Origin of the sequence: Streptomyces sp. NBC_01013 (genome assembly GCF_045162765.1) — a bacterium.
Lineage (GTDB): Bacteria > Actinomycetota > Actinomycetes > Streptomycetales > Streptomycetaceae > Streptomyces.
The window spans coordinates 8,375,563-8,388,846 of sequence record NZ_CP108687.1; the positions used below are offsets into that span (position 1 = coordinate 8,375,563).

Here is a 13,284-nt window from a genome sequence, read left to right on the forward strand (position 1 = left end):
GGTCGCGGACGCTGACCCACAGCCGGCTGGGGACGGTCACCTCGTACACCTTCCAGCGCACCTCCTACGACGCCACGCAGCCCACGGCACCCGTGCCCTGGGTCGAACTCAACCTGCCCACGCCGTACTTCCCCAACAACCACGGCCTGCCGGGCTCCGTCATGTGGCACACCCCGCAGGGGGAGCGGACCGACGACGGGCCGCAGTTCGCCCGCAGGCTCGCCCGCCGCCGCAGCCTGGCCTCCCTCGCCCCCGAGCACCCCGTGGTGCTGCTCGTCTGCTACGCGGCGGCGACCCCCGGCATCGGGGAGATGCACGGGCAGCACATCGACGGCCCGCTGCCGTTCACACCCGACCCGCTCGCGGACGTGCCGGTCGGCCAGCACACGGCCAACGAGACGGGCCGCACGGTGTTCGCGACCACCCTCATGAACGCCGCCGTCCAGTCACGGCACGGCGCCCAGGAGGCCTACCTCAGCCTCCACACCGACGCACGCGGCCGCGCCTACCCGTGGAGCATGTTCCGACCGGAGCCCACGGGGGCGGCACTGGAGCAGCGGGCCCGCGACGCGGGGCTGCACCACGGCCCCGGTCCGGTCCCCGAGGCCGTACAGGAACGGACGCTGCGGCTGGTACGCGCGCTGCGTCAGATCTTCGGCCCCACGGTCGACGACGCCCCGGATCATCCGGTGCTGCTCCGCGGCATCGGCGCGCTCGACCTGATGCGCGAGGCCGATCCATACCTGGACCGGGACGGCGCGCGCACGTTCACCCTCGACCTGTACGAGCAGCTCCTGACCGGCTATCACACGGGAGGCCTCGCGACGGGGCCGGTACCGCAGTTCACTCCGGACGCCCACCGGAGCCTGCTGGTGGAGGCGGCCCGGCGCCAGGACACGGGCCCGCGCGAACCCCTCACCCGCTGGATCGCGCTGCCGCACCTGGTCCACATGCTGACGGATCTCGCCTCCACGCCCCACCGGGAGGACATCGCCCGCGACATTCTGGGGCTTGACGTCTCGGCGCCGGTGGGCGAGGCGGAGTGGTCGCGGCTGGTGTGGGCGTCGTTCAAGGTCGCCCTGACGACCGGGCAGATGGACCAGGGCGCGTTCGCCGCAGCCGTGCTGCACCTGCCCGCGCCCGACCCGGCGCGGTTCGGCGAAGCGGTCCTCGTGGCACGGCGGGCCGCCGCCGCCGGCCGCGATCCGCGGCAGCTGGGCGAGCTGGCCGCACACCACCTGGAGCAGCAGGGCGCACTGGACCCGGACCGGCTCCTGACGGACGACGACGGCACGGCCTGGGGCCGTGCGCTGGACGGCGTGTCCCGGCCGCAGGGCACGTTCGACCCGAACGTCGTCACCCTGCTCGGGTACGCGCCCGACGGCACGCTCGTGCCCGTCGGCACCGAGCCCGCGCCCTGGTCGGCCGATCCGCACCGTCCGCGGCCCTTCGTGTACGTCGCCGACGGTGACGCCGACGGACTGCGGATGCAGGGACCGGTGCCGCCCGGCGAGTTCGGCGAACTGGTCTTCCGCGACCCGGAGCTGCTCTCCGAGGACGGCTACGCGGAGGTCGTCGCCGTGGTGCCGTACGGCAGGCCGTCCGGCGCGCGGCCCGTCGAGGGCAGCGTCCCCGGTGAGGGCGCCCGCAACTCGGCCCGCAACTGGTGGGCCACGCACAGCGCCACCACGCTCCACCACGACCCGGCGACCGGGACGTACACCGTCGCGGTGCTGCCGGGCCCGGACGGTCAGCCGGCCACAGCGGGTACCTGGGGACGGATCACGAGCGCCGAGGGCGACGGAGCCGGTGCCCCCGGTACGGCGGTGGCCACCAACGCGAAGCCGCCCCGCACGGGCGGGGCCCGCGCCACCGCCGGGACCGGCACCCCGGAACTCGACACCGCCCGGGCCGCGCACGCACGGGCGACGAGCGCATTCGTCGAGGCCGCGGCCGGAGCCGCGACGGCGGAGCGGGCCGGCGGTGACGGGACGGCGGCGGCCGAAGCCTGGGCCGAGGCCGATGCCGCACGCCGCCTGCTGGAGGACGCCGAGGCACTGCTGTGGGCCCTGGGCGTCGCCCCCGACGCGCGGGACACCGGGCCGGACGACGCCGCCGACGGTGAAACGGCCGCCCCGGTCGTCCCGCGGACCGACCGGGAACGCGTATGGATCGCCGGGCAGCTGACCGAGGGCGACCTGCCGCCCGGTCCGGCGGGGCCCGCCGAGGGCGAGACCTTCGGCCCGCGGGAACGTGCGGCGGCGGGCATCACGCTCTCCGTCGGCCAGCGGACCGAGATGATGCTGCGCGGCGACGACCGGCTGCCCGCGGGCGCGCTGTCGCCGCTGGACCTGATGCGGGTGCGGATGGCCGGCGACGGCGCCTGGTCGGACGCGATGGACACGGCCGCCGCGCAAGCGTCGAGGCGGCTGTGGGCACGGGCGTACGCGGACTTCGCCGGAACGGTCCCCGAGAACACGGGCGGGAGCGGAACCGGCCGCGCCTGGGACGCCGCCCTCTCCCTGGTGCTCCCGGCGGAGCCGCACGCGGTCCTCGCCGACTCCCGGTACGCCGGTGAGGACTTCCGCGACGCGGTACGCCGTGTCGCCGGCCACCTGCTGGGAGCCTGGAACGGTACCGGGGCCGCCCCCGCGTCCGCCGTGGAGCTGGCCGACACGCTCCGCTCCGGGCTCAGCCTGCGACAGCGCTGGACGGCGCCCGCCACGGACACCGGCGCCGACGCGGACACCCCCACCGACGCCGGAGCCACCCCGGCCCCGGCCCCGGTCCCACAGTCGGGCACCGACGCCGATATGCCGGACATCGACATGCCGGCCCCGGACGAACCGGTGCTCGACACCGGCGGGTTCGGCGAACTCGACATCTCCGCATGGGACGGCGTCGACCTCGGTGACTTCGACTTCGACTTCGGCGACTTCGACTCCGACCTGCTCGGAACGGGCCTCGAAGACCTGGCCGCCCCCGACGTGGACATGGCCGACGCGGAGCCGATCAGTACCGACCCGACGGCGCTGGACACGGACGGCGCGCAGCAGGTGTTCGCCGTACCGACGACCGCGGTCCCGCCCCGTCCGCTCGCCCGCCTGCCCCGGCAGAGCCTCGTGACGTACGCCCCGGGAGAGACGCGCCCCTCGGCCGGCGCCCAGGTCGACGTCGAACGCCTGGCGTTCCAGGCCGCCAGGGCCGGGCTGCGCAACCTGCGTGCGCGGGTGCCGCTGCCGAAGATCGACATCGCCGGCTTCGGCGCCGACGCACGCGGGGCCGGAACCGCGCAGGAGCGGGAACAGGCCGCCCGGCAGCGGGGTGACCAGCGTGCCCGGACCGCGTACGACCTGTTCGTCCGGAGTCTCGACGACGCGCTGCGCGCCCTCCAGACGAATCTGCCGGCGGGCCGGACCCGGCTGACCCCGAAGGACTTCAGGATCACCCGGCGTGGCCGGGCGCGCCTGCCCCGCCAGGGCGGCATCGCCGGCCTGCCGGAGCCGGTGAGCCGCGCGGACCTGGGCCGCCAGGCCACCATCGCCCTCACGTCGCCGGGGCACGCGGCGGCGGTCGAGGCACTGGACGCGGCACGCCGCGACGCCCCGGAGCTGCGCACCGGTACGTTCGACGTGGACGCGGTCGCCCGGCGCGTCCTCCACCTCGCCCCGTCCGTCCTCGTCGACCCGGAGATGCGCCGAGACCTGTACATGATGGTCGAGCGGGCACTCGCGGCCGGGCGGGCCGGCGGCCTGGCGGCCCTCACGGCGTTCTCCCTCGACGAGCAGGGCGTCCTCGCCCCGGACCGCGCCCGGCACGTCACCGTGGGCGGGACCCGGGTGGCAGGCCTGAACTGGGCCGGATCCGACGTCGTCGAACTGGACAGCATGTTCATCGAGGGCCTCCGGCCGGACGGGTCCGGCGGCTTCGAGTCGATGGGCATCACGGACTTCGCCCCGTGGACGTGGAGCGAGACGCCGTACGCCGTGCTGGCCGACGGGCGCCACGACGCGGTGACGGTGCGGCTGCCCGACGGCACGGCGCAGGACCTCGACGCCGCCGAGTTCGCCGATCTGGTCCTCGCGGACCCGGCGTTGCAGGGCCTCCCGGCAGATGTCCCGATCGTGCTCGCGGTCCCCTCCGCCGGCGACCGGTACCTGGACCTGCCGCGCACGCTCGCCGACCGGACAGGCCGCACCGTGTGGGTCCACAGCGGCCAGGCACGACGCAGCCCCGGCCCGGCCGGGGCGAGCACCATCGCCGTGATCCGGCAGGACGGACTGCCGCACGGCTCCTGGTTCCCGGTCCGGCCCGGCCTCGCGCCCGGCGCCGACGACGGCGCGCCGGACTGGCACCGTGACGTACTGACCCAGCCCCTCGTCAGCGTGCTGACCGGAGAGCAGATCGGCCGCAGCCTGCACACGCCCGGCGAGCTCGCCGGGCCGCGTGAGCACAACTTCAGCCGCCTCGACCAGATGACCCTGTACGTCCACTTCGACCCCGCCACCGGCACGTACTCCGCGAAGCTCCCGCTGGACGATCCGGGGCCGAAGGACAAGGCTTACCACCTCGCGGGCCACGGCCTGCCGGGACGGCTGGTGCTGCCGATGGCCGACGGAGGGTCGAGGACGGCGGACCGGCACGAGGCGGGCGAGTGGCTGCGTCGGCGCAAGAGCCTGTCGAGCAGGCCCGCCGACCACTGGCTCGACATGGTGGTCTGCTATTCCTCGACCCCCCAGGACGGCACCACGCAGGACCTCTCCCAGGCCGGCCACTCCTTCGCCGTGCCGTTCGCCGCCGATCCGCTCGCGGACGACGCCCTCTCCCTGGGGCAGCACCTCGCGAACGAGACGCGGCGCACGGTGCGCCTCTCCTACGCCCTGCAGGGCGCGTTCACCTACCAGGACGACCCCGTGCGGGTGCTGTTCACCGACGCGAGCGGCCGCCGGTGGTGGTGGGAGACCCGCCGTCCGGAGCCCGACGAGGCCGAGCTCGACCGCCTCGCGGAACTGGCCGGATTCGAGGGTGATGCGTCGCCGCGGAGCCGTGCCGGGCTGCTGCGCCTGGTGCGGGCCGTGCGGCTGCTCCTCGGGCAGGACGTGGAGGACGCGGACGACTTCACGACCCTGATCCGCGGAGCCGCCGCGGTCGTCAACATGTGGCACGCCGATCCGGATCTCGGCCCGACGGGACCGTTCTCGCACGACCTGCTGCGACGGGTGATCGCCGCCCACCCCGAGGCCGCGTCCGGGGTGGACCGGGACGTCACCCGCCGTGTCCTGGCCGCGGCGGCACAGGCCTGGCAGTCCGGCCCGTCCACGCCGGTGAGCCGCTTCGTGAACCTGCCCGTGCTCGACTCGGCCGCCCGCTGGCTCGGTGACACCGCGGCGGTGGACACGGCGGCCGTCACCGCGCTGAAGCTCTCCGGCCCCGACGAGGTGGACGGAGCCGGGCGGGCACGGATGTTCTGGGCGCGGGTCAAGGCCGAGGAGACACTGCTCGCTGCCCAGGACGCCGACGCGCTCACGACGCGGGTGCTCCACCTCGACCCCGCCGTCGACGTGGACGAGGCGTTGCTCGGCGAGGCGCTGACCCTGCTCACCGGGGGTTTCGCCGCGGGCCGGAACATGGCCGACGTCGATGTGGCGGCCGCGTACGACCTGGAGACACGGGGCGCCTTCGACCACGCCCCGGCGGCGACGACCATGGGGTCCGCCCTGGGGGGCGGTCTCGACTGGAAGGACGGCGCCGCAGCCCTCCTGCCCGGACTGGACACGTTCCGGGTGCCGAGCGGAGTCGTCGCCGCTCCGTGGGCCGGTCAGGACGCCTCCGGCGCGGCCAAGCCGGTGCCCTACCTGGTGCGGGCCTCCGTGGATCTGCAGGACGGCAACGACCTCCATGTGACCTTCAACGGCGCCGCGTACCAGGTGCGGGCCGCCGAGTTCGCCGAACTGCTCGCTGCCGACCCGGAGTTGCGGCGCAAGGACCTGACGACCCCCGTCCTGCTGGTACTGGACGGTCTCGACGGGCCCGCGCCCGGCGTCGCGGACCTGGTGGCCCAGCGGCTCGGCCGCAGCGTGTGGTGGAGCCCCTTCCCGGTGGAGCTGTCCGGTACGGACGACGCGGGTGTCACGGTGCCCACGCTCGTCGGTTCGCTGATGACCCTGACCAGCCCGACGGCCGCCGACTGGCGCGAGGCGCGGCCCGTCGACCGGGGCGGGGTCCAGGAGGGCCGCCGCCCGGTCGGTTCGCCCCTGCCCGCCGCTCCGCCGTCCGGCACGCCGGGCGCGGCCGGCGACGGCCCGGCGGCCGGGACGGCCTCCGTGGACACGGGCGGGCAGACCACCGGCGCCGCTGCCCCGACGGCCTCCTCCGGGAAGGCCCGCTCCTCGGCCGGTGACCCCATGCAGGGTGTGGAGACGGACTCGGACCCCATGCGGGGGGTGGAGACGGCCTCGGCATCCGTGATCACCAGGCCCGTCCGCACGGCCCCGGCCGCCCCGCCGCCGCCCGCACTGCCCACGCGCAGCCTGGTCGCGTACGCGCACGGCATCACGACACCGTCCGCGGACGGCACGGAGACCCTGCGCCTGCTGGTGTCCCAGGTGGCCGCCGCGGGGCTGCGCAACCGGCGGGCGGGCGTGTCGCTGCCGCGCGTCGCCGTCACCGGCTACGGCGCCGACGCGCCCCGTGACGAGCAGGCCGCCGCGGCCAGGCGGCGCGCACAGACCGCGCGGACCCTGTTCCGGCGGCTGCTGGCCCGCGCCCTCGAAGACCTCCAGCAGGACCTGCCCGTCGGCGGACCGCGCCTGACCGTCGAGGACTTCACGGTCGGGGCGCGGAGCATGGCCCCGCCCCCCGAGGACTGGGTGGGCACAGGACCCCTCGACGGCGTGACCCGCGCGGAGCTGGGCCGGCAGGCAACGATCGGCATCACCCAGCCGCCCGACGCGGCAGCGATGCAGACCCTGGACACCCTGCGTCGCCGTGACCGCTCCCTGCGCGACCGCTCGCTGGACTTGGACGCGCTCGCCCGCCGCGTGCTGCACCTGGACCCCGGCGCGGGTGTCGGACAGGACCGGCTGGCGGAACTGTTCGCCCTGGTGCAACGGTCCACGGCCGCCGGCGCGGCCACGAGCCTCGCGGCCCTGGGCGCCTTCCACCTGGCCGAGCTGGGTGTGCGAGCGCCCGGCCGCGCACGCCATTTCACCGTTCAGGGCCGCCGGGTACCGGGTCTCAACTGGGACGCCGACACCGTCGCGGAGCTGGACACGGCCAGTGGTGACGTGCTGGAGGACACCCCGTCCGGTACGTACGACGTCCTCGACACCCTGCGGACCCCGTGGCCGCAGGGCGTCCCCCCCTACGTCGTGGCCGCCGACGGAGCGCACGACCGGGTGGAGGCACGGCTGCCGGACGGCTCGACGCGCGAGCTGGACGTCGACGAGTTCGTGGAGCTCGTCGCGGCGGATGTGGCGCAGGAGGTGCCGGCGCAGGGCACCTCCATCGTGCTGGCCATCCCCTTCGCCGCGGACGCCTACCTCGATCTGCCGCGCAAGCTCGCGGACCGCACCGGACTGACGGTGTGGGCGCACAGCGGCGAGGTGACGCTCAGTTCGGCGCCCGGAGCGGCGAGCACCATCGACATCGTCCGGCGGTTCGGCGTCCCGCAGGGCGACTGGATCGCGAGCGTGCCCGGCCTGGCCCCCGACCCCGACGACGACGCACCGGCCTGGCACCGCGCAGTGGTGACGCGGCCCATCGTCAGCTCCCTGACCGGGAAGCAGATCGGCCGGGCCTCGCACCACCCCGCCGAGTACGCCGAGCACTTCGAGGACGAGGGCCGCCACTTCGACCGGATGACGACGTTCGTGCACCACTACCCCGCCACGGGCGGGACGTCCCAGGAACACGACCTGCCGCGCCCGGGCCCCGAGGACACCGCCTACCGCCTGGACATGCACGGCGAACCGGGCGTCCTCCAACTGGCGCTGCGGGACGGCGGCGTCCGGCTGGTCGACGAGCGGGAGGCCGGGCCGTGGCTCAAGCGCCGCAAGAGCCTGGCGAGCCTGCCCGAGGACCACTGGATCGACCTGGTGGTCTGCTGGAGCGGAGCGCCCGGGGGAAGTGCCGTGCCGGCCCCGGCCACCGTGAGCGACGCCTACCCCGGCCCGTTCGTCCCCGACCCGCTGCGTGACGTGTCCATGGGACAGCACCTGGCGAACAGCACGGGACGAACCGTCCGCCTGGCGTACAGCTCGCAGGGGGCGCGGTCGGACGGCGGCCACTACATGCGCACCCTGTACGCGGACGCGCAGGGACGCCACCGGGCCTGGGACCTGTTCCGGCCGGAGCCCTCGGGCCCCGGACTGGACCGCCTGGCCGAGGCCGCCGGTTACCGCACGGGCGCCGGACCCGTCACGGACGAGGCGCGCGAGAGAACGCTGCGCCTGGTGCGGGCGCTGCGGCTCACGTTCGGGCACGAGGTGGACGAAGCCCCCGACTTCGGCGATCTGCTGCGCGGTGCGGCGGCGGTGGACCACATGTGGAGCAGCGACTCCGACTTCGACGCGGCCGGCCCCTTCACGCTGGACCTGCTGCGCCGGGTGACCGAGGCGCACGCCGGCGGCGCCGCCGCCGTGGACCAGGAAGCCACCCGTCGTGCGCTGACCGCCGCCGCCGAGCAGTGGTCCATGTGGCCCGGCGACGTGCTGGCCGGCTTCGTGGACCTGCCGGCGGTGGAGGCCGCCGCACAGTGGATGCGGGACGGCGACCCCGCGGACGAGGCCGCGACCGCCCTGGACATCGAGACCGACGAGGTCGGCGTGACCGAGCGGTCACGCATCTTCTGGGCCCGCGTCAAGGCCGAGGAGGCGCTGCCCGACACCGACCCCGGCCAGCACGAGTTCATCACGCAGGTCCTCCACCTGCCCCCGGGCGCCCGGACGGGCCGAGCGGAGCGCGACGAGACGCTGGACCTGATCACCCGCGCCTTCGCGGTGGGCCGCGCCGCGTCCGACCCGGACGCGGCGGCGGCATACGCCCTGGAGGAGTCCGGCGCGTACACCACCACCCGTCTGCGCACGGTCCAGGACGGCGCACACGGAGGCGGCCGCGACTTCACCGGCGTACCGATGCCGTCGGACGTGGACCTGGCGCAGTTCCGCACACCCGCCGGAGTGGTGCACGCGCCGTGGAAGCAGGGGACGGACACACCGGTCCCGTACCTGGTGCGTGTCGCCCCGGACCCGCACGACCCCGACCTCCTCCGCCTGTCCTACGACGGCGAGACGTCCGGCGTGCCGACCGCCGAGTTCGCGGAAATGCTCGCGAACGACCTGCCGTTGATGCGCCGGGAACTGACCACCCCCGTGGTCCTGGCTTTCTCGGGACCGCCCGCCGACGCCGGGGACGTCGCCCACCGGCTCGCCCAGCGGCTGGGCCGCTCCGTCTGGTGGACCGACTTCCCCGCGGACCTGTCGGCGGCCGGCGACTCCGGAAAGCCGGTGCTGAACCTGCGCGACCCGGCCGTCGCCGGGAGCGTGCCGGCGTCCGACGTCTGGCACGAGACGCGCCCGGTCCGGTACACCGCGGCCGGGGACGCGCCTCGCACGCTTCCCGCGCCGGTGCCCCGGTCCACCGGCCGGGGCACCCGGAGCCCGGCCCCGCCCGAGTCGCCGTCCACCGGCTCTCTTCCGTCCCCGGGCGCCGTCGACGCCGCGTCGGACCCGCTACTGTCCGAAGCCACACTGATGACCGACACCCAGGGCGCTCCGCGCGGTCGCGACTGGACCGGCACCGGCGTCGGAAGCATCGACCCCTCACGGACCCGGCTCCAGGGTCAACGGGGCGGCGAGCTGCGGACCGTCTCCGAAGGGGCGTCACCCTGGGGCGAGGCGGCGTATGTTGTGGCGGCCGAGGCCGGATACGACGAGGCCCTGTTCGCCGACGGCCGGGAGCTCGGACCGCAGGCGCTGGCAGACCTCCTGGCCGCTGATCCCGTGCTGGCCTCGCTGCCCCGCGACGTTCCGGTGGTGCTGGTGAGCCCGTACGCGGGCGCGCAGTACGGGCCGTTGGCGCGGGCCGCGGCGGAGCGGCTGGGCCGCACGGTATGGGCACCCAGCGGCGACGGACGTGTCACCGGCACCGAGGGCGACCCCGACGCCACGACCACCGGGCCGGTCCCCTCCGTACCGTCGCTCGTCGACTCCGACCCCGACGACGCGTACGGCGACTGGGTGCCGTTCGACCCTCCGCAGGACGGGGCCGCGCGGGCCGAGGACCGCGAGTGGGTCACGGTGGACGGCGTCCGGTTCCGGGACAGCGACGTGCACACCCGCCCGCTGGTCGGGGCGGACCACCGCTTCGAGGGCCGGGAGTCGATGCCCGACGACGGCCGCAGGCGGCTGCGGGAACGGCGGCTGCGGCTGTATCGGGGCATGCGGGAGCGCACACACGTGCTCCGCCTCGGCGACACCTTCCACACGGTCGGCGCGGAGGAGACCGTCCCGGACCCCGAGGCGTCCGTCTACACCTTCCACGCCCACGGGGTCCCCGGCGGGCTGAAGCTGGCCGGCAAGGACGGCCGCGTACTGCTGCTCGGCGCCGAGGACGGCGGGCGCTACATCGGCGGGCTGCCCGAGGTCGTCGCGCGGGCGGCCGGAGACGAACTGCACGTCGCGAGCTGCTACGGCGCCGTGGCCGGCGACCCGCTGCGCCGCCAGTCCCTCATCAGGCCCGCCCCGCTCGTCGAGGACCCCCTGGAGGAGGTGGCGCTCGCGCAGCACGCCGCCAACCACAGCGGGCGCACCACCACCGCCGCCACCGGCAGGACGGGCTACAACGACACCGTGCGGCTGCTCGCGGCGACACCCGAAGGCACCCTGGCGAGGATGGAGGCCTTCCTGCCCGAACCGGTGGGCACGATCGCCGAGTTGACGGAGGCGGCGGGCCTGCGACCCCTCCCGCGCCCCACCGGCCTCCCCGCCTGGGACGACGAGGCGCCGCGCGCCCTGCGGCTGGTACGGGCGCTGCGGCTGGTCTTCGGCAACGAGGTCGAGGCGGACCGCGGCGTGCCGGGCGGCCGTTACGAGCGGCTGCTGCGCGGGATCGGCGCGCTGGAGACACTGCGGGCGAACGACCCGGCACTGAGCGGTTACACCCCCCTGCGCATGGAGCTGTGGCAGCTCCTCGTGCCGGCGCCCGACGGGGGAGCCGCACCGGAGCCGGCCGACTACGAGGCCGTGCTCGACCGGGCCCTGGCCGCGCCGGGGGATGCCGCGCTCACCGCCGTATGGGACGTGCCCGCACTGCGGGCCGCGTCCGACCGGCTCACCGCCGGCGGCGACGGAGCGGTCCGGTCGGTGCTGCGGATGCCCACCGGACCGCTCACGCCGCGCGCGTACGCCCGCGCGCTCTGGGCGATGACCGGCGCGGCACGGCTGCTCGACGCCAAGTCCCCGGCGGAGCGGGAGGAGACGGGGCGCGCGGTGCTCCACATGCCCGCCGGCACCGCGTGGGACGCGGCTGCGGAGGCCCGGCTGAGGGAGCTGACCGAGCAGGCCTTCGCCACCGGCCGTGATTCCGGCCACCCGGACGAGCTGGCCGTCTTCCACCTGGAGACGATGGGGGCGTTCGCCGACGGGAGCCGGATGCGTGCGCCCGACGGCACCCTCCAGGGCCGCGACTGGGGTCCCACGCCGGCCTCCGGCGGGCCGGAGCCCGCGCGTCTGTTCACAGCCGGGGCCGGTACCGCCCCTGACACCGGCTCGCCGGAGTCCGCCCCGTGGGCCCAGGAGGGCGCCGTGGCCCCCTACTTCGTGCACGCGGAGACGAACACCGCCGGTGCCGTGGTCCTGCACCTGCCGGGTGGCACCGCGCAGGTCACCGTGCGGGAGCTCTACGCGCTGCTGGAGTCCGACCCGGAGCTGCCGCTGATCGGCGGGCACCGCCCCGTGGTCCTCCTGGTGCCCGGTCTCGGCTCGGGCGAGCTGCGCGACCAGCACCACTTCTCCCTCACGAACGACCGGACGGTATGGAGCCACGGCGGTGCACCTTCCGTGGCGGACCCCCGGGCCACGGACGGCGGTGCGCCTTCCGTGGCGGACCCCCGGGCCACGGGGACGACGCGGGACCCGGACGAGCGGCGCGGCGTATGGCGCAGGACCGTGCCGCGGTTGCCGTCCTTCGGGCCGCCCGCCACCGCGGACGGGGTGCGCGACCCGGAGTGGAACGCGAGCACCGCCACCGATCCGGACGCCGGCGCAGCCGCTGCGGACCCGGCGGGGAGGGCCCAGCCCTATGCGGCGGACGGACGGTTCGACGAGCGGTTCGCGGAGACCCTGGAGGCCTTCCCCGTGGCCTCCTCCACCGACCGTCACACGGTGTGGGGCTACGGCCAGGAGGACGCGGAGTTCCACGTGTTCGTGGCCGAGATACCGTCCCTCGGACTGCGCGGCGAGTACAACTCCGACGGCCCGTCCGCCGGTGGTGTCACCGACATGGCCGGGAAGGTGTACTCCGACGGCCCGGCCTGGGACTGGTACCTGCCCGGCCGCGGACTCGTCGCCTCCTCACGCCTGCTGACGGAGCCGCACACGGCGGCCGAGGACGGCCCCCCGCCCGTCCCGGTCATCTGGCCCGCCACAGGGCCGGTGAGCAGCGCTCCGCCCGTCGACCCCGCCACCGTCGCCGCCGACCCGGCCGCACTGGCGGGCAGCACGCTCCCCGACGCGCTGTGGCGCGACCACGACGGCCCCCTGTTCCGCTTCAGCCCCGACGGGCCCGAGCGGGTCTTCGGCGAGGGTCTCAGGGCGTACGGCCCCGACATGGTGCACCTCCTCGACCACGTCTACGGGGGCAGCTCCCTGGTCCCCACCACCGTCTTCGCGAGCACGACCGCGAACCGTCACTACGTGCGCGACAGCGCCCGTGCCAACCCGATGGGCGCCCACGCCCTGTACCACCGCTACCGCTGGCGCTACGACATCCAGGTCCCCGGCGGCATCGACGTGAACGCCACCCTGGGCCTTGCCTCGCCCTTCCCCGACCAGGAGGAAGTGCTGTTCCCCGGTGGCATCGACCGCCGGTACATCCGTGGCGCGCAGCCGATGGAGTACGGCATGCCGCTCGGACCGTACGTCGCCAACCCGCACTTCGCGCCCGCCACGCCGCCCGGCGGTGCGGGGGAGAGCGACGGTGCGGGGGCGGGCGACGTCGGCGGTGCGCGTGGGTGATGAGATGTCCACGTGCCTTCCTCAGCCAGCCGGGCCTTCGCGCGGCGCG

The 13,284-nt window shown here is 75.5% G+C and carries 1 protein-coding gene (only partly in view); it reads left to right on the plus strand.

What is annotated here, in order from left to right:
* A protein-coding gene (locus OG538_RS36185; protein WP_406099878.1) for a lonely Cys domain-containing protein crosses the window boundary here: on the plus strand, window positions 1-13,235 show its final stretch. 24,007 nt of this gene lie to the left of the window's left edge; only the last 13,235 of its 37,242 coding nucleotides appear in the window; the start codon falls outside the window, past its left edge; the stop codon is at window positions 13,233-13,235.
* Window positions 13,236-13,284: the final 49 nt, after the last annotated feature.